Raw genomic sequence first — 16,995 nt, forward strand, 5'->3', positions numbered from 1 at the left:
AATATGGATGAATATGTTTGATTGTGCCATGTCGCCTCTTTTGAACCCCCACGAAAACTTGAGAAAACCCGAGGAATACTAAGAACTACTGAATTTTCATGAGGGAGGCTCGACATGCTACCCGCGGAAAGCAAGCACCTGAAGCGCAAAGGAACGGTCTTGTTTAAAATTCAACCTTCTTTATTATGAACTAAAGCCCTATTCCTCTGCTGTTCATCGCACCAACCCTCTGTTGCCTCCTATAAATGACGAGCCATACAACAGTAAGAACGGCAAAAATCAACGACCCACCCCAGTAAAGAGCAGAGAAACCGTAGTGCAGTCCAATCAGTAAGTACCCAAGGAACGGTCCGAGAGCGGCTCCGACATCCTGACAGATGGAGTACAGAGTCAGAAAGGAAACGACATTGGAGTTCTTGGCGGCATCTGAAGCCAAAGCATCGGTTAGGGTGGTAAGGGCCGTGGCTCCGATCATGGCAGCGATGGCAAGGATGGTCCACAAGCCAATCGACATGGGTACAGACATCAGCCCGAAGATGAGGCCAGTACCAGCAAGGGAAACGATAAGGATCGGAAGTCTTCCCGAACGGCCATCGGACCAGTGCCCGAAGCGACTGGCAAGATACGGCTCCCAGATCCAGCGAAGGGACTGGAGCAGCCCTGAGTAAAAAGCGACGCTGAGAAGAAGACCCAAAACATTGATCTCCACCCCGTATAGATGTTCAAGGAGAGAACTGATGGTAGAGGCGAAAACTCCTTGGAACAGCATGGTGACAATGAAGCCGCTAATTATAATCAAAAGGGTGTGACGGGAGAAGGAGACTTTGGCTGTTCGGCTTGAATGATCGGACTCTCCACTGGCTCCGGATTTCAGCGCGAAAAAGATGAGGGGGAGGCCGATGAGTGTGAGGCAGCCGAATCCGATGGCGACGGACTGTAAGCCTATGAAAGGGACGAGCAGTCCCCCGAGAAGCATCCCGGCAAGGCTTCCTGTACGGTGAAGACCGTTGTAAAGGCCCATGGATTGGCCCCTGCTCTGATCTTTTGAATAAAAGACGACGGTGGATAGGCCACCGATCCGGAAGAAGGACCAGGCGATCCCCCAAAGAGAACGAAGGATCAGCCAGGCGATGAATCCCTGGGCGAGTCCGTACCCGATCGTGGTCACCGTCCCGAGTATGACGGCGATCATGAGTCCTGTCCTCAAGGTGATCCGCTGGTACAGCCACCCGACAATGGGGTTGAAGGGGAGGCGGATGAATCGGTTGACAGAAAGCAGCAGTCCGACCTGCCAGATCGAATCAAGCCCTGCTTCCCTCCAGTAGATGGGGAGGACGATATAAAGCATGGAATCACCCAGGAGGCTGAGAGCGGTGATGAGTGCCACGATGATAATCGGGGATTGACGCTTGGCTTTTTTCATGGGAGAAGAAGCTCCTTTCAACTTGAAACTGACTTCCTGTTGTTTCCATTGTACAGCAGGGGACAAGGAAGGGAGAAACGAATCTTTCAGACACTTAATCTTTTAGTGGAAATAAAGGATAAACGGCAGGGAAGGACGAAAGTAAGATGAACATACAATTTAATATTTGATGAGAAACGAGGAGTGGTCATGAAGAGGATCCTGATTTCTGTACTGATGGTAGGAAGCATCGCTTTTGGATGGACAGGAAATGCCGGAGCTTCGATTGGGGACAAACCGGACCGGGTGATCGTAAAGCTGAAATCCCCTCATGTTTCAAGAGAGCTTAAAAGCTACGGGGTTGCAGCGGTCTCTGACGATCAGCCGCAGCCGATTGTGACGGTGGATGTACCCGAAGGGACTGACGCCGCCACGTTCATCGAAGATCTTGAAGATCGGCAGGATGTGGCGTATGCAGAAAAGGATCACATCGTGACGCTATCCTCTGCCACCAATGATAAGCTCCTGAAGGATCAGTGGCATCTCCAATCCATTGAAGCACCACGCGCTTGGGACCGGACAATGGGTTCGAAGAAGGTGATTGTAGCCGTTGTGGACAACGGGGTGGACATGAATCATCTCGACCTGAAGAGGAATATAACAGCTCCCTATAATGTCCTGACTGATACGACGGATGTCACCCCGGGTGATCACGGGACTCATGTAGCCGGAATCATCGGCGCTGCCGGCAACAACAAGATCGGTGGGGCCGGAGTCGCCCCGAATACGGGCATCATGCCCGTTCAGGTGTTTGATGGAGAAGAAGGGTATATGTCCGATGTGGTCAAAGGCATCCAATATGCCATTGACCACCACGCTTCCATCATCAACTTGAGCCTCGGAAGCTACGAGAAGAGCACGGCTCTTGAAGAGGTCCTGAAAAAGGCCGATCAAATGGGCATCCTCGTCATTGCCGCGGCAGGGAATGATTCATTGGATACGAGGAAGTATCCGTACCATCCGGCATCCTATAAATCCGTTCTTTCCGTTGCTGCTACAGACGATCAGGCCCTGGATGCCGACTTCTCCAATTACGGTAAGGTGGACCTGTCCGCTCCAGGAGTAAGCATCCTTTCAACCATTCCTTACAATATGTACGGCTATATGGACGGGACCTCGATGGCTGCCCCGGTTGTATCGGGAACGGCAGCCCTCATACTCGCAGCCCATCCTACCTATACGAAGCAAGATGTGATCAATAAGCTATCAAATACCACCGACTGGTACGGTCCGAAATATGAAGCCTATTTCGGCAAAGGGATCGTCAATGCCAGAAGGGCACTTGATCTGAAGAGAATCATCAAAGCACCATCATTATCGAAGAAGGTGTACGATCATACGACGCTGGTGGAGGGGAAAACCTCCCTTACAGAGGCGGGGAAAGTGAGCATCAAGCGGGGGAAAGAAGTGATCGGAAAAGGAAATGCCAACAACGGAACCTTTTCCGTGAGCATTCCAAAACAGAAAGTGGGTGCAACGATCTCCGTCGTGGTCACGTTTGAGGACGATGTCACGAAAGAAGCGACCGCCACTGTCCTTGACGGAACCCCTCCAAAGGCTCCAACTGTGAATAAAGTCGGTGATCGTGATACGGCCGTGAAGGGGAAAGCAGAAGCCGGTTCAACGGTAACAGTCAAGGCAGGAAGCAAGAAGCTCGGCAGCATCGTCGCATCGTCGAACGGCAGTTATTCGGTGAAGATCGCCAAGCAGAAAGCGGGCACTAAATTGACGGTCACGGCCACGGATAAAGCCAAAAACGTGAGCAAGGGAAACACCGTCACCGTGGTAGACAATACGCCTCCGAAAGCGCCATCCGTCAATCCGGTCTCCCCTAAAGCCACCAAGGTGACGGGAAAGGCGGAAGGCAATTCCACGGTTGCAGTGAAAGCGGGGAAAACGAAGCTCGGCTCGGCGAAAGCGAATAAGAAAGGCAGCTACTCCGTGACCATCAAGAAGCAGAAGAAAGGGAAGAAGCTGTCAGTGACGGCCACCGATAAAGCGAAAAATAGAAGTAAGGCGACTAGCGTGACGGTGAAGTAATAAGTAAAAAGGCAATCAATGGGAATCGCGCCCTTGATTGCCTTTTTACTTAGAATTTGTCCGGGAACTGTTTTACGACACCTGATGAGATGGCATCCGACATCAGAATGATATGGGAAACCCCTTCATCGATGGAAGTGATCCGGTTGCTCCAGTTCTTTTGTACGCTTGCGACCACATCATCGGTCACGAGTTTCAAATGCATATATAATAATTCTTTCAGCTCTTCATTTTTTAGGTTGGGATTCGAGTTGCTCAGAAAAGCGGCTATTTCATCGGCGTTTTTATACCACTCTTTGTTCAGCTTGTTGACTGAGGCTGTATCATTGCGTTTGGCCGCGTCTACGATCTTTCCGGCAATCACGATATGCTCCTTGAGAAGCACTGTTAGTTGGTTCCCTGCTTGTTCGCCATAAACCGGCTTGATGGCATTTCCGATATCCTCTTGGTTTTTCAAGAGCCTGGTGAGGACTTGTTTTTGATCTCCCGCATCGGCAGTGGTTGCACTTGTTATATAGTTACTCGTCCACAGAACATGATCGATCCACAGCCTTCTGAACGAATTTTCAAATTCCACTTCCGATTGGCTTATACATGAAGCCTGAGGTTTTGCATGGGTGGTGGTTTGACCATTCATCAATAGAGTGAAAAGCAGGATCAATGCAGGCAAATAGATTTTCTTCAATGTGTATACTCCTTTCAGGGTGAAATAGCTACGGTAGTAGTATTGTTGAAAGGATTGATATTATTCACATGAAGGAAAAGAAGCCCATGGACATATATCCATGGACTTCTCATTTAGTTTATTACCCTGTTTATACCCGGGCTGCCTGAAGGATCCTTGCTTTGATCGCTTCCGTCACTTCCCTGGTCGTTGAGGTACCGCCGATATCCCGTGTCTTTATCCCGGACTCTGTGACCTCTTCGACGGCATCCAGAAGGGTCTGACCAAGCTCATCGTATCCGAAGTGGTCAAGCATCATCTTCGCCGTCCAGATTTGACCGATCGGATTGGCAAGACCTTTGCCTGCGATATCGGGAGCCGACCCGTGGACCGGCTCGAACATGGATGGGTAGCGGCCTTCGAGGTTGATGTTCGCTGAAGGAGCGATACCGATGCTTCCCATGATGGCGGATCCGACGTCGGTGAGGATGTCGCCGAACAGATTGCTTGCGACAACCACATCGAACTCGGACGGCTTCGTGACGAAGAAGGAGGCAAGGGCGTCGATGTGATTCGACTGTACATTTACATGCGGGTACTCAGTGGCAACGGCTTTCGTCACTTCATCCCAGAACGGCATGGAGTGGACGATGCCGTTGGATTTCGTCGCGCTCACGAGACGGCTATTGCGCTTTTCGGCAAGCTGGAATGCATAGCGCATCACTTTTTCCGTGGCTCTCCGTGTGAACACGGCGTTTTGGATGGCGACTTCGTTTTCTCCCTGATGGATGCGTCCACCGACTTCACTGTACTCGCCTTCACTGTTTTCACGGACGACGACGAAATCGAAGTCTTTCGGATTGGCAAGGGGAGAGGCGATGCCTTTCATTCTTTTGGCCGGCCTGACATTGACGGAAAGCTCGAACTCGCGGCGGATCTTGATGAGCATCCCCCACAGGGAGATGTGATCAGGGACGAGAGCAGGATTCCCGACGGCACCGAGGAACAGCGCCTCGAATTGCTTCAAGGTGTTCATGGCATCCTTAGGCATCATTTCACCGTGCTCGACGTAGTAGTTGCAGCTCCAAGGGAAGGTGGTGAAGGAAAACTCCACTCCCCCGTGGGCATCGGCCAGCGTATGCAACACGTCCTTTGCAGATTCTACGACTTCGATTCCGACCCCGTCTCCGGGCAGTGCGGCAAGTTCAATTTTCCTCATGAGGTTCACACTTCTTTCTTATGATTTGAATGATTCAGGGAAGACCGATAAGTCCACTCCCCATAATAGCGGGAGCAATAGATAGACGGTCCCGATGATCAGGAAGGTACAGAATACATTGACCCAGAAGCCATTTTTGACCATTTCGGTGATCTTCAGTTTCCCGGTGGCGAAGATGATGGCGTTCGGCGGAGTTCCAACTGGGAGCATGAAAGCACAGTTCGCGGCCATGGCGGCAGGAACCATGAGTGCGTAAGGATGAACATTGATAGCCAATGCCAGAGAAGCGACGATCGGTAGGATCATGGTAGCTGTAGCTGTGTTCGACGTGATCTCGGTCATGGCCATGATCAGGAGCGTGACCACAGAGATCATGACCAACAGGCTGACGCCATCGAGAACCTTGAGCTGATTACCGAGCCATGCTGCGAGTCCTGTTGAGCTGAAACCGCCGGCAATGGCCAGTCCGCCTCCGAATAGAAGCAGGATGCCCCAAGGGATATCCTTTGCTACACCCCAGTCCAAGAGGCGTCCGCCATTTTTCCTGGCAGGAATCAAGAAGAGGACGACGCCTGCAGCGATGGCCACCATCGTATCGTCGATACCCGGAATGATTCCTTTCCAAAGGAAGGATTGGGAGACCCACATGAAGGCGGCAAAGACGAAGATGGTGCTGACGGCCTTCTCTTCGAAACTCATGCGGCCAAGGGAGGCCTTCTCGTTTTGGATGAGTTCTTTCCCTCCTGGAATCGTCTTAATTTTTAACGGATGGGCGATTTTGATCAGGTACATCCAGGTGAACAGAAGAAGAAGGATGACGACTGGGACGGCAAAGAGCATCCATCCGCCGAAGGAAATCTGTACGCCGTAAAGCTCTGATACGATTCCTGCAAGGATGATGTTCGGCGGAGTTCCGATCAGTGTTCCGAGTCCGCCGATGGTTCCGGCGTATCCTATCGCAAAGATCAGGACCTTCGAGAACTTCTCTTCTTCAGCAGAAAGGTCTTCCTTGCTCCCCTTCAAGGCCTGGGATACCTGGTAGGTGATGGCTGTCCCAATCGGGATCATCATCATGACGGCGGCGGTATTCGAGACCCACATGGAGAGGAATCCGGTCGCAATCATGAAGCCGAGGACGATATTTGAAGTGCTTGTTCCGACGACTGAAATGATATTCAGGGCAATCCGCTTATGCAGATTCCATTTTTCCATGGCAAGGGCGATCATGAATCCGCCAAGGAACAAGAAAACGATGGGATTACCGTAGCTGGCCGTGACATCGGCCATCGGGACAGCGCTGAGTATGGGAAGCAGGATGATCGGCAACAAGGATGTGGCCGGAATTGGGATGGCTTCGGTGATCCACCATGTGGCGACCCACAGGGTGACCGCCAAGACCATGCGTCCTTCATAGCTTAAGTCGGATGGCTGGACGAACAGGACGGCCAAAAGGAAAAGCAGAGGTCCGAGGATCAGACCGATCATTTGCCCCTTCTTGTAACTTCGATTGCCGGGTTCGTTCGATTGTTCCGAAGACTCCTCTTTGCCCGGAAGTGTCTTTTCTTTCCTGCTTGGGATAGCGAATGATAATAATTGCTTGGTTTTGTCATGGGTCTTCCACATGGAATCCCAAAGTGTAACTGCGTTCATGAGCATTTCCCCCCTCTTGTTAATGTAAAACGCTTACATTATAATGGTGTGTAAAGACACACTGTCGACTGTCGACAGCTATTGTATTAATCGTACAAGCTTCGGACTTTACGCGTCAATATTTTTCTAACATAATGAGTGTTATGAATTATCGAACAATTAAATTGGTGAGGTGACACGGATGACTTCCATTGAGAAACCCCTATCCTATCATGAGCAACTTCATATAACCATCAAGGAAAGGATCGTGACAGGTCATTATGAACCGGGAGAGCGCCTGTTCGAAGCGCAGATAGCTAGGGAGTTCGGCGTAAGCCGCAGTCCGGTGAGGGAAGCGATGAAAACATTGGAGCAGGAAGGATTGATCCTGTTCGACCCGAAAAAAGGATTGAGTGTGTATAAACCTTCTATTAAAGATGTACAGGATATTTACCAATGCCGGCAGGTCCTTGAATCCCTTGCCGTCTCCCTTGCCTGCGAACATGCGTCGGATGAAGAGATCAGGACGGCCCATGAGCGCGTGCTGACCGCGCAAAAGGTGTATAAGGAGAAGCGGGAAGATTCCTCGTTTCAATTGATATCGTTGAATAGTAAGTTTCATGACGCCATCATCCTGGGGAGCCATAATACACGCCTCCATGATCAATTGGAGCAGATGCGCTCCCTGACATTTTTCTACCGCCAAATGAATGTGGAAGACAGGATGCGATGCAAGGAGATCTTGGATCAGCATATGGTGATTTCCCAGCATCTCACCAACCGGGATCGGGAAAAGGCGGCCAAGGCCATGCATGATCATGTGGCCACCGATCTTCGTTTTCTTGTCAAGCTGTTGGAGAGAGACGAGGAAGGAGCATGATGAAAGAGAAACGGCCCGACCATTGAGGTTGGGCCGTTTTGATTATAGTCCCGGCAAGATACTAGAGAACAGGTTCAGGATATAGGCGGTGATGAGGGGCGTGACGCAAGCCCCGAATCCACCGATCGTCCACGCCTGCAATGTTTGAGGAATGATGAGTTTATTTTTGAGTTTGGAAAAGGTAGTTATAAAGAACTGGTGATATGTAGAAAAGGTAGAAAAAATGAGTTAGAGTGAGATAATGTTGTAAAAATGTTCTTTTTAAAGAACATTTGGGCATTTTACGGGCTTTTGTTCATGCGACCTATGGATTATACTGTGGAAGTAAAGTTCGTTAAAAAGAACAAAACATCTTTTAGCGTCCTTAATTGAAAACATTGGAGGGAATGGAATGGGAATCAAGCAAAAACTAGGTTTGGGTGCAGCTTCTGCAGTATTGGGGTTATCGTTGATCGGCGGGGGTACATATGCGTATTTTAGTGATACTGCTGAAGCCACTGCTACTTTTGCGGCAGGGACGTTGGATTTGAGCGCTGACCCAACAACTATTATTGATGTTAAGAATATAAAACCTGGTGACAAAATGCTCAGATCCTTTAATTTGGTGAATGGGGGCACACTTGATATAGCAAGCATCAGTTTGAAAACCAGTTATCAAGTACATGATAGTAAGGGTAATAACGTAGAAGACTTTGGTAAACACATCAGGGTTAATTTCCTAGTTAATGCGGACAAAGCTGATGGAGTTATCTATAGTACAACATTGGATGCTCTAAAGGGAATGACTCCAGATGTTATTGAAGGAAATGTTTTAAGTGGTTGGCTGGCTGAAAGAGGCGGGAAATTAGAAGCGGGCACTGGAGATAAATTATATGTTGAATATGAATTTGTTGAAAGTGGTGAAGATCAAAACCAATTCCAAGGTGATTCCCTTGAACTTAAATGGACATTTGAAGGAAAACAAGGCAAAGGTGTCCGCCGATAATATCTTATGGAAGGGCGAGTTTTCTCGCCTTTCTCTTTCTTACAAATTCATATATTAGTATTCTGCAGAAGATAAATCTCTGATGTAACTTCTGCAGAATACTAATCTGTACTTTTTAAAAGGATGTGATCACCATAAGATCCTTACGCGCAAAAAAATTCAAATCTAATAAAAAAAGGCGAATCATCGTCCTTCAACTCTTCGCTATCTGGTACTCCGTGGCCATTATAGCATCTTCTGTACAGGGAGAGACCGGAGCATATTTCAACGACCAAAATCAAGTGGCCGGCACGATCACCGCTGGAACATGGGAAACCGAAGAGTCATGGGACAAAAGTTCATTGAAATTCACCAATTCAAAAGATCAAACCATAGCATGCCCGCCTAAAGAGATCTCAACCCGTATTAGCAATGCCGGAGAATCGATGAAGGGAACCACAGAGTTCGAAGTCTACTTCATTCTCAAAGGAAACCCTAAAAAGGGTCAAAAAGTCCATGAAGGCAAGATCCCGGCAATACCGAAGAACCAGACCATTGATATAAAATACATGGCAAAAGAAGCGGGAGTCTATAAATTCCGTGCCCTCCAACGTCCCGGTCACGGAAATAAAACAGAGGGTCGCCAGGAGCTATGGAGCGAGTCCATCATCATCGATTGCGTAAAACCAAAAGCAGAAGAAAAAGGTAAAGCCGTTGAGGAAAAAGCACCTGTCATCGAAAAAGAACAAGCTAAACCTGTAGCACCTCAGACGAAAGAGAAACCAGAGAAAGAGGCTCCACCAACCCCTGCAGAACCAGAGGAAAAGGCAAAAGAAGAACCAAAGGTCGAACAGAGAGAAGAGCCTAAAGCAGAGCCGCCCCCGGAAGAACCTAAACCGGAAGAGGCAGCACCCTCTGCACAAAATCAATCTGAACCAGTTGTGCAATCCCAGCCACTAGACAAACAAGATACCAAAAGTGAGGATGAATAATCGATGAAAAAAGTGATTAAGTTCGCATCCGTCAGTATCACCACCGTCTTATATATTGTCCTGTTCGCCATGATCTTTGTGGTCATCTCCTCCAAGGCATCTGGAGGAGAGCCGAACTTCTTTGGATATCAGATCAAGACCGTCCTTTCCGGATCAATGGAACCAGGGATTAAAACAGGTTCCATCATTGCCGTAAAGCCTGGCGGGGACATGGAGCGGTTTGGAAAAGGCGATGTGATCACGTTTAAACAAGATGAAAACATTCTTATCACTCATAGGATCACAGAAGTCATGTCTAGTGATGCAGGGATCTCCTATAAGACGAAAGGGGATAATAACCAAGCTGCCGATATGGAGCCGGTGCTTCCCTCCAATGTCGTAGCAGAGTACGAAGGGTTTACCGTTCCCTTCATCGGATATTTCATGAACTTCATGGATTCCAAAAATGGGGCGCTGATGCTGATCATTCCAGGGGTTTTACTTGTACTCTACTCTGCTTTCACCATTTGGAGGGCGCTCTCCCAAGTAGAAATCACCACCAAAAAGGAAAAAGTATCTTCATAAAAGATGGTATCTACAGCTTCTTATTATAGAAGCTGTTTTTTATTTGTACTGTATTACCACTTTTTTCACAAAATTACTTCATAAATCCAATTCCATGCCGAAACTACAAGGTGACGATGTAATTCTAAAGTATTAGTCAATAAGAATCAGAGAGGGTTGTTTTTAAATGGTAACATGTCCAAACTGTCATCATCAGAATGATGGCGGAAACTTTTGTGAGAAGTGTGGTACGAGATTGACAGAAGGGGAAGCGGTTGTGGTGGGAGGGGCTTCTGCAGCGAGTGTAGAGACTGTCCGTCCCAACGAGCATATTGAGAAAGCGAAGAATGTGTCCAAGCTTTATTTCGGTTATTTTATGAGTCTATTAAAATCACCGCTTGCCAAGGGGAGCCGGATTGGTGAAGAGCATTTTGTGAACGGCCTTATTACAATTATCCTTTATTCTTTGATTCTTCCTCTTTCCATGTATATTGCTCTTGGGGAGTATGGACGGTATATGGATTCAGCTTTCCTTACCATCGTGATTAAGCCTACCCTTGCGATGGCGGTTTTCGTTTTCCTTATGAGTGTCTTCACATTCTGTGCAGTGAAGGTGGTTGGGGTGCAAGTGACATTCAAGTCTGCCGTAGCCAGATTCGGTGCCATTTTAGTACCGTTCATTGCTGTGTTTGTACTTGGACTGCTCATGTCCCTATTTGAGATTTATGAATTTGTATTTGTTTTGGGACTCGGATTGTTCGGTGCCATCTTCTCTGCCCCTGCGATCGTTGTTATGAGTTATACAAGGAACATTGCCTCTAAGTTTGACCCTCTTTACGGGATCATCCTGACGTACGTGGCATCATTTATCGTATTCGCTTTGATTTTAAGAGGGTTCATCATGAATATGATTGATAACCTTGGCATCTTTTCTTCTCCATTCTAATAGAGCAATGAAAGAAAGAGGGACATGCAAATGGGATTTTGTAAGAATTGCGGTGCAGAGTTTGAAGAAGGGAAGAAGTTCTGTAAGAACTGTGGGACTCCTCTTTCAGCATCGGTAGAAAAGCAGGCACCATCAAAGCCAAGGAAGCCGTGGACCACGCTGCAGAAAATCATGACTGCGAGCATCCTCGTCCTGATTGCAGCAGGAACAGCCGGCCATTTCTACGTGAAGGCAGCCCACTCACCGGATAAATTGGTCGATGGGTTCACGGTAGCCGTGAAGGACAAGGATTTGAAGAAGGCAAGGGAAGTATTCGATCTTCAGGATATTAAACAGGATACAGGCGACAAAGAAGTGAAGAAGTATCTTGCCTATCTTCAGGGAGACCTCCCGGATCTTGTGAATCAACTCGAAGGACAGGCTGCTTCCTTTAAAGAAGGGACTTCAGCTGCAGCGAAGATCACCGATGAGCAAGGAAATGAACTCTTCCATTTTACCAAGGGGAAGAAATTCCTTGGCATTTATGATACATACACTCTGAAAGTCATTCCATTCCATGTGGTGACGGATGCCAACTTGGACGCATATACCGTTGCCCTGAAAGGCCAGGAAAAAGAAGCAAAGGATAAGCAGGCAGAGCTTACCGGGCTTTTACCCGGTGAATCGAAGCTTGCTGCTTCATTGAAGACCCCGCACTCGACGTTTAAGGAAGAAGAGGAGCTGGATTTCACCGATGCAACGGAAAATCAGCTCGATCTGACCATCGATTTCTCAGGGAAATACGTCTTCCTTGATGAATATGACAGCGAAGAAGTGTCTGCGCTCCTCATCAATGGGAAGAAGATGAAAGATCAGGTGAAATATGAGACGCCGATCGGACCGTTCCCGACGGACGGTTCAGTGGAAATCGTCGCCGAGCATACGGTCAAGGATAAGACCTATACGTCCGATGCCATCAAAGTGACGAATCTATCTTCTGAATATCTGTATTTTGATTATCCTGAACTCATCAAAGAGCAGGATGCTGCATGGTACAGCTCATGGGACGAGGAAGAAGAGGAGCCTGATGTGGATGCCGAACTGACGGAGTTCATAGAAGACTACACCTATGCAATCGTAGAAGCCAGGAACTCCGGAGACTTCTCCGGTGCCGCAGCATATCATGACCCGGACGGAGAAGCATACGGACAGGCTGAACAGTACGCAGCGGACCTGTTTAAGGCCGGTACAAAAGAAGATGTCATCGATGTGACCGTTGGTGATATCGAAGAGGACGGCGATGCCTACATTGTTCACCTCGAAGACACTTTCAGCATCACGAAATCCGACGGCAGTGAGAATGAGAGTACGTTTGATACGATCTACAAAGTGATATCGACAGATGATGGCTATCAGGTCAATAAGCTGATCGATACGGACCAACAATAGATATGAAATGCATGAAGAAGATGATTCCCCATCCAAGAGGGGATCATCTTTTTTTATGAATCGATCCTCTATCTACCATATTGATAGAAACGATGTGTTGGCCTGAACGAAATTTTAGAAAAAGGCCACGATCAGTGAAGGAAATCACGTTATAAAAGGAGTACTGCCGGGGGAACGGCCGCTCACAGGAACGTTTGACGGAAGCTATTCCATTTTTAAAGAAAAACAAGATATTTCCTTCAATGAAGCCTATGACAATGAACTTGAGGTGAGCATTGATTTTGGAGCGGGATATGTCTATGTCGATGAGTACGATGAAATCAGCGTGCTACTCATTAATGGAAAGAAGCAAGAAAAGCTTCCACATGATACGCCACTCGGCCCATTTGCGACCGATGGTTCTGTCACAGCTACAGGGGAGTTCGAGTATAAAGGAAAACCTATAAGTCTGTCCCGCAGAAGATTCAAACGTCCGGACCTAATTTCCTAACGTTTCAGTATCCTGAGCTTGATGACATTCGCGAAGCAGAGAAAGAAGCTTTAGAACAGGAAGCTATAGAGGCTCTGGAAGCAGAAGAAACGAAGGGAAATACCCGCAGCTTTATAGAAGATTATACGTATGAGAGTGTACATGCGAGGAACGAGGGGGATTTTTGGCTAGTCGAGTACATGCATCATCCCGATGGAGAAGCTTACGCAGAGTCCAGGGATTTTATTGCGTATCTTTATGAAAATGATATAAAGGAGGATATCATTGATTTTAAGGTTATTAGTATAGAAGAAGACGGTAGCGATTACCTTGTCACCACAAAGGAGACCTTCGATATCTACGATTCGTTTGGAGATGTGTCCCGTAAAAGCTACAAGACAACGTATAGGATCACAGATTCTGCCGGCGTCCTGCAGGTATGGGAGCTGATCGAAACCAATGAAATCTAAGGGGGCTGCCCGGTGAAGGCGGGGCAGTATGGTTGCCACATTAAACTTTACATCATTCAAACCCGTCCTTAGCATAATCTTTACATTCCTTTGATAAACTAAAGGCAACAAGATCAACCAACCAGGAGGGATCGCGATGCTTCGTACATTTTTAAGGGAATGGCATAAGTTCTGGTTCTTCACCTTCAATTACCGTCTGGATACGACCCACGACAGCAGTTTGTTGAATAAATATCAGGAAAAATCCAGATATCACGGAGACAAACTTGTACAGCTCTTGTAGCTGTCTTTTTTATTTTTAGAAAACCACCACATTTATATTGTGGAAACACTCCTATATGTGGTATCTTAATCTTCTAGCAGTCAACCGGCTGAGAAAAACGAACTCGTTCGGCGAAATAATTTTGAAAAGAAGTTGACTTCTGCGAAATAAGATGATATAGTAATTCTTGTCCTTAAGAGACGCATACATAACGGCCCATTGGTCAAGCGGTTAAGACACCGCCCTTTCACGGCGGTAACACGGGTTCGAATCCCGTATGGGTCACCATTTGGAGGATTAGCTCAGCTGGGAGAGCATCTGCCTTACAAGCAGAGGGTCGGCGGTTCGATCCCGTCATCCTCCACCATAGTTTTTTCACGAAGCGCAAGCGGAGTGAAAATAACTTACCATAAAGTTCTTAACCTTTGCGCAGATGTTAAGGCGAAGCGAAAAGAACGATTATACACCATGCCGGTGTAGCTCAACTGGTAGAGCAACTGACTTGTAATCAGTAGGTTGGGGGTTCAAGTCCTCTTGCCGGCACCACTTTTGTTCGATTGGTTCGGACAAAGTAAACAGAACGAGCCATTAGCTCAGTTGGTAGAGCATCTGACTTTTAATCAGAGGGTCGAAGGTTCGAATCCTTCATGGCTCACCATTTGCATCATGCGGGTGTGGCGGAATTGGCAGACGCACCAGACTTAGGATCTGGCGCCGCAAGGCGTGGGGGTTCAAGTCCCTTCACCCGCACCATATGCGGAAGTAGTTCAGTGGTAGAACACCACCTTGCCAAGGTGGGGGTCGCGGGTTCGAATCCCGTCTTCCGCTCCATTATTGTTGCCTCGCCGCATTGGCGGACCGACAGAAGCACAGGTTTACAATCCTTCATTGGATTCACTTGATGCAGGATAATAAATACGTGCGCCCGTAGCTCAATTGGATAGAGCGTTTGACTACGGATCAAAAGGTTAGGGGTTCGACTCCTCTCGGGCGCGCCATTATATCGGGAAGTAGCTCAGCTTGGTAGAGCACTTGGTTTGGGACCAAGGGGTCGCAGGTTCGAATCCTGTCTTCCCGACCACTTTCTTTGGGGCCTTAGCTCAGCTGGGAGAGCGCCTGCTTTGCACGCAGGAGGTCAGCGGTTCGATCCCGCTAGGCTCCACCAACGATCCTTTGATCGAACATATAGTTTATTCATCATGGCGGTGTAGCTCAGCTGGCTAGAGCGTACGGTTCATACCCGTGAGGTCGGGGGTTCGATCCCCTCCGCCGCTATTTACATACGGTTATGCTTTGGACCCTTAGCTCAGTTGGTTAGAGCAGACGGCTCATAACCGTCCGGTCGCAGGTTCGAGTCCTGCAGGGTCCATTTATACATACGGAGGAATACCCAAGTCCGGCTGAAGGGATCGGTCTTGAAAACCGACAGGGGTGTCAAAGCCCGCGGGGGTTCGAATCCCCCTTCCTCCTCCATATTTCCTTTCATCTTTTATCGTCGCGGGGTGGAGCAGTTCGGTAGCTCGTCGGGCTCATAACCCGAAGGTCGCAGGTTCAAATCCTGTCCCCGCAATACCATGTTGATCCGAGAGGATCGGGATGTAGTGACAATGATAGCGGATTTGCTATTAAAAGAACATTGATCTTTATTTTCGCTAACGCGAAGTACTAATGATAGCTATTTTGCTATCGCAGTGCATTGATCTTTATTTTCGCTGAAGCGAAAATAAGTTGGTCCGGTAGTTCAGTTGGTTAGAATGCCTGCCTGTCACGCAGGAGGTCGCGGGTTCGAGTCCCGTCCGGACCGCCATTTATCTTTTTTATATGTAACAAAGACCTTTTATGGCTCAGTAGCTCAGTTGGTAGAGCAATGGACTGAAAATCCATGTGTCGGCGGTTCGATTCCGTCCTGAGCCACCATTGATGGAGGGGTAGCGAAGTGGCTAAACGCGGCGGACTGTAAATCCGCTCCTTCGGGTTCGGCAGTTCGAATCTGCCCCCCTCCACCATTTGTTTTCTTGAACTAGGTTCAAGTATAGAACGATCTATATAGGGGCATAGTTTAACGGTAGAACGAAGGTCTCCAAAACCTTTGGTGTGGGTTCGATTCCTACTGCCCCTGCCAAAAAAAACACATGGCGATTGTGGCGAAGTGGTTAACGCACCGGATTGTGGTTCCGGCATTCGTGGGTTCGATTCCCATCAGTCGCCCCATATTATTGGGCTATAGCCAAGCGGTAAGGCATCGCACTTTGACTGCGACATGCGTTGGTTCGAATCCAGCTAGCCCAGCCAATAAGGCGGTATAGCCAAGTGGTAAGGCAGAGGTCTGCAAAACCTTCACCACCGGTTCAAATCCGGTTACCGCCTCCAATTTTATTTTTTTCAGCACCTGCCGGTGTGGCGGAATAGGCAGACGCGCACGACTCAAAATCGTGTTCCGTAAGGAGTGCCGGTTCGACCCCGGCCACCGGTACCATTTTCAATTTAACATGCGGGTGTAGTTTAATGGTAAAACCTCAGCCTTCCAAGCTGATGTCGTGGGTTCGATTCCCATCACCCGCTCCAATTTATTTTCATGCGGGCCTATAGCTCAGCTGGTTAGAGCGCACGCCTGATAAGCGTGAGGTCGGTGGTTCGAGTCCACTTAGGCCCACCATCTACCATTCCGCAGTAGCTCAGTGGTAGAGCTATCGGCTGTTAACCGATCGGTCGCAAGTTCGAATCTTGCCTGCGGAGCCATTTCTTTTTAAATTTTTTTGAAAAAGTTTTAAAAAGAAGTTGACTTCTACGAAGTTAATTGGTAAGCTGGTAATTGTTGTTGAGGCAATGATCGTCAAAAACTTTTTAAAATAAAGTGTTGACAACGAACATCGATTGCTGTAATATAGTAAGGGTCGCTTCGAGAGAAGCACTTGATATTTGAACCTTGAAAACTGAACAAAACAAGACAAACACGTCAACGTTAATTCTAGATTTATTTTTAAAAGAGCTATTCAAACTTTTTATGGAGAGTTTGATCCTGGCTCA

14 protein-coding genes and 24 tRNA genes are annotated in these 16,995 nt (G+C 47.9%); 34 read left to right on the forward strand and 4 right to left on the reverse strand.

The features are described from left to right. Window positions 1–190: 190 nt before the first annotated feature. Window positions 191–1,423, reverse strand: coding sequence for an MFS transporter (locus tag ABJ225_RS22050; RefSeq protein WP_056538732.1), 1,233 nt, complete (start codon window positions 1,421–1,423; stop codon window positions 191–193). Between the two features lie 189 nt (window positions 1,424–1,612). Here ABJ225_RS22050 and ABJ225_RS22055 point away from each other — a divergent pair, with 189 nt between their 5' ends. Then, a complete protein-coding gene (locus ABJ225_RS22055) occupies window positions 1,613–3,502 on the forward strand; it encodes a S8 family serine peptidase (protein ID WP_347321618.1) in 1,890 nt (629 codons plus the stop codon). A gap of 49 nt (window positions 3,503–3,551) precedes the next feature. Here the strand turns inward: ABJ225_RS22055 and ABJ225_RS22060 are convergent, their stop codons facing one another. The 3 genes from ABJ225_RS22060 to ABJ225_RS22070 form a co-directional block, all read right to left on the reverse strand. Then, entirely contained in the window at window positions 3,552–4,139 is a 588-nt protein-coding gene (locus ABJ225_RS22060; RefSeq protein ID WP_481900647.1) for a glycosyltransferase, read from the reverse strand. Between the two features lie 178 nt (window positions 4,140–4,317). Next, a complete protein-coding gene (locus ABJ225_RS22065) occupies window positions 4,318–5,385 on the reverse strand; it encodes a tartrate dehydrogenase (RefSeq protein ID WP_347321620.1) in 1,068 nt (355 codons plus the stop codon). Window positions 5,386–5,403: 18 nt separating this feature from the next. Continuing rightward, a complete protein-coding gene (locus ABJ225_RS22070; protein WP_347321621.1) occupies window positions 5,404–7,041 on the reverse strand; it encodes an SLC13 family permease in 1,638 nt (545 codons plus the stop codon). A gap of 175 nt (window positions 7,042–7,216) precedes the next feature. Between ABJ225_RS22070 and ABJ225_RS22075 the strand changes: the two genes are divergently transcribed. The 33 genes from ABJ225_RS22075 (at window position 7,217) to ABJ225_RS22235 (ending at window position 16,707) form a co-directional block, all read left to right on the forward strand. Beyond that, window positions 7,217–7,894 (forward strand): GntR family transcriptional regulator, encoded by a 678-nt coding sequence (locus ABJ225_RS22075; RefSeq protein ID WP_218247600.1) that lies wholly within the window; start codon window positions 7,217–7,219, stop codon window positions 7,892–7,894. Window positions 7,895–8,285: 391 nt separating this feature from the next. Further along, a complete protein-coding gene (locus ABJ225_RS22080; protein ID WP_218247601.1) occupies window positions 8,286–8,879 on the forward strand; it encodes a CalY family protein in 594 nt (197 codons plus the stop codon). Window positions 8,880–9,004: 125 nt separating this feature from the next. Beyond that, window positions 9,005–9,850 (forward strand): amyloid fiber anchoring/assembly protein TapA, encoded by an 846-nt coding sequence (gene tapA / locus ABJ225_RS22085; RefSeq protein WP_347321622.1) that lies wholly within the window; start codon window positions 9,005–9,007, stop codon window positions 9,848–9,850. Between the two features lie 3 nt (window positions 9,851–9,853). Then, entirely contained in the window at window positions 9,854–10,414 is a 561-nt protein-coding gene (sipW, locus tag ABJ225_RS22090; protein WP_347321623.1) for a signal peptidase I SipW, read from the forward strand. 235 nt (window positions 10,415–10,649) lie between these two features. Beyond that, entirely contained in the window at window positions 10,650–11,339 is a 690-nt protein-coding gene (locus ABJ225_RS22095; RefSeq protein WP_347321624.1) for a hypothetical protein, read from the forward strand. Window positions 11,340–11,369: 30 nt separating this feature from the next. Continuing rightward, window positions 11,370–12,767 carry a TcaA NTF2-like domain-containing protein gene (locus ABJ225_RS22100; protein ID WP_347321625.1) on the forward strand — a complete coding sequence of 466 codons (1,398 nt, stop codon included), beginning with the start codon at window positions 11,370–11,372 and terminating at the stop codon, window positions 12,765–12,767. Window positions 12,768–13,035: 268 nt separating this feature from the next. Continuing rightward, window positions 13,036–13,257: a TcaA 3rd/4th domain-containing protein gene (locus tag ABJ225_RS22105; RefSeq protein ID WP_347321626.1), complete on the forward strand. Its 222-nt coding sequence runs from the start codon at window positions 13,036–13,038 to the stop codon at window positions 13,255–13,257. A gap of 113 nt (window positions 13,258–13,370) precedes the next feature. Then, complete coding sequence (locus ABJ225_RS22110) at window positions 13,371–13,706, forward strand: TcaA NTF2-like domain-containing protein (RefSeq protein ID WP_481900648.1); 336 nt, start codon at window positions 13,371–13,373, stop codon at window positions 13,704–13,706. Window positions 13,707–13,842: 136 nt separating this feature from the next. Beyond that, window positions 13,843–13,989: a hypothetical protein gene (locus ABJ225_RS22115; RefSeq protein ID WP_156450673.1), complete on the forward strand. Its 147-nt coding sequence runs from the start codon at window positions 13,843–13,845 to the stop codon at window positions 13,987–13,989. Between the two features lie 192 nt (window positions 13,990–14,181). Next, window positions 14,182–14,256, forward strand: a tRNA-Glu gene (locus ABJ225_RS22120). 3 nt (window positions 14,257–14,259) lie between these two features. Continuing rightward, window positions 14,260–14,335: transfer RNA gene (locus tag ABJ225_RS22125), tRNA-Val, on the forward strand. A 103-nt stretch (window positions 14,336–14,438) separates the two neighbouring features. Then, window positions 14,439–14,514 (forward strand) — tRNA-Thr (locus ABJ225_RS22130). A 36-nt stretch (window positions 14,515–14,550) separates the two neighbouring features. Then, window positions 14,551–14,626: transfer RNA gene (locus ABJ225_RS22135), tRNA-Lys, on the forward strand. Between the two features lie 10 nt (window positions 14,627–14,636). Then, window positions 14,637–14,721 (forward strand) — tRNA-Leu (locus ABJ225_RS22140). A gap of 3 nt (window positions 14,722–14,724) precedes the next feature. After that, window positions 14,725–14,799 (forward strand) — tRNA-Gly (locus tag ABJ225_RS22145). A 90-nt stretch (window positions 14,800–14,889) separates the two neighbouring features. Then, window positions 14,890–14,966 (forward strand) — tRNA-Arg (locus tag ABJ225_RS22150). 6 nt (window positions 14,967–14,972) lie between these two features. Further along, window positions 14,973–15,049: transfer RNA gene (locus ABJ225_RS22155), tRNA-Pro, on the forward strand. A gap of 8 nt (window positions 15,050–15,057) precedes the next feature. Continuing rightward, a tRNA-Ala gene (locus ABJ225_RS22160) sits at window positions 15,058–15,133 on the forward strand. 36 nt (window positions 15,134–15,169) lie between these two features. Continuing rightward, window positions 15,170–15,243, forward strand: a tRNA-Met gene (locus ABJ225_RS22165). 20 nt (window positions 15,244–15,263) lie between these two features. Continuing rightward, a tRNA-Ile gene (locus ABJ225_RS22170) sits at window positions 15,264–15,337 on the forward strand. An 11-nt stretch (window positions 15,338–15,348) separates the two neighbouring features. Further along, window positions 15,349–15,441: transfer RNA gene (locus tag ABJ225_RS22175), tRNA-Ser, on the forward strand. A 23-nt stretch (window positions 15,442–15,464) separates the two neighbouring features. Further along, window positions 15,465–15,538, forward strand: a tRNA-Met gene (locus ABJ225_RS22180). Window positions 15,539–15,698: 160 nt separating this feature from the next. Continuing rightward, window positions 15,699–15,775, forward strand: a tRNA-Asp gene (locus ABJ225_RS22185). A 34-nt stretch (window positions 15,776–15,809) separates the two neighbouring features. Continuing rightward, window positions 15,810–15,885 (forward strand) — tRNA-Phe (locus ABJ225_RS22190). 5 nt (window positions 15,886–15,890) lie between these two features. After that, a tRNA-Tyr gene (locus tag ABJ225_RS22195) sits at window positions 15,891–15,974 on the forward strand. A gap of 42 nt (window positions 15,975–16,016) precedes the next feature. Further along, window positions 16,017–16,090: transfer RNA gene (locus tag ABJ225_RS22200), tRNA-Trp, on the forward strand. Between the two features lie 13 nt (window positions 16,091–16,103). Continuing rightward, window positions 16,104–16,179 (forward strand) — tRNA-His (locus ABJ225_RS22205). Window positions 16,180–16,185: 6 nt separating this feature from the next. Continuing rightward, window positions 16,186–16,260 (forward strand) — tRNA-Gln (locus ABJ225_RS22210). Between the two features lie 4 nt (window positions 16,261–16,264). Continuing rightward, window positions 16,265–16,338, forward strand: a tRNA-Cys gene (locus ABJ225_RS22215). 21 nt (window positions 16,339–16,359) lie between these two features. Continuing rightward, window positions 16,360–16,444: transfer RNA gene (locus ABJ225_RS22220), tRNA-Leu, on the forward strand. Window positions 16,445–16,459: 15 nt separating this feature from the next. After that, window positions 16,460–16,533, forward strand: a tRNA-Gly gene (locus ABJ225_RS22225). A gap of 14 nt (window positions 16,534–16,547) precedes the next feature. Beyond that, a tRNA-Ile gene (locus tag ABJ225_RS22230) sits at window positions 16,548–16,624 on the forward strand. An 8-nt stretch (window positions 16,625–16,632) separates the two neighbouring features. Further along, window positions 16,633–16,707, forward strand: a tRNA-Asn gene (locus tag ABJ225_RS22235). Window positions 16,708–16,995 lie beyond the last annotated feature (288 nt).

It is taken from the genome of Rossellomorea sp. RS05, from assembly GCF_039822645.1.
GTDB classification, from domain to species: domain Bacteria; phylum Bacillota; class Bacilli; order Bacillales; family Bacillaceae_B; genus Rossellomorea; species Rossellomorea marisflavi_B.

Bases quoted from the DNA above. Each gene is read 5' to 3' on its own strand.
- ABJ225_RS22055 (WP_347321618.1), top strand. From the start codon at position 1,613: ATGAAGAGGATCCTGATTTCTGTACTGATGGTAGGAAGCATCGCTTTT.
- ABJ225_RS22050 (WP_056538732.1), bottom strand. From the start codon at position 1,423: ATGAAAAAAGCCAAGCGTCAATCCCCGATTATCATCGTGGCACTCATC.
- ABJ225_RS22075 (WP_218247600.1), top strand. From the start codon at position 7,217: ATGACTTCCATTGAGAAACCCCTATCCTATCATGAGCAACTTCATATA.
- ABJ225_RS22070 (WP_347321621.1), bottom strand. From the start codon at position 7,041: ATGCTCATGAACGCAGTTACACTTTGGGATTCCATGTGGAAGACCCAT.
- ABJ225_RS22060 (WP_481900647.1), bottom strand. From the start codon at position 4,139: ATGAATGGTCAAACCACCACCCATGCAAAACCTCAGGCTTCATGTATA.
- ABJ225_RS22065 (WP_347321620.1), bottom strand. From the start codon at position 5,385: ATGAGGAAAATTGAACTTGCCGCACTGCCCGGAGACGGGGTCGGAATC.
- ABJ225_RS22115 (WP_156450673.1), top strand. From the start codon at position 13,843: ATGCTTCGTACATTTTTAAGGGAATGGCATAAGTTCTGGTTCTTCACC.
- ABJ225_RS22100 (WP_347321625.1), top strand. From the start codon at position 11,370: ATGGGATTTTGTAAGAATTGCGGTGCAGAGTTTGAAGAAGGGAAGAAG.
- sipW (WP_347321623.1), top strand. From the start codon at position 9,854: ATGAAAAAAGTGATTAAGTTCGCATCCGTCAGTATCACCACCGTCTTA.
- ABJ225_RS22080 (WP_218247601.1), top strand. From the start codon at position 8,286: ATGGGAATCAAGCAAAAACTAGGTTTGGGTGCAGCTTCTGCAGTATTG.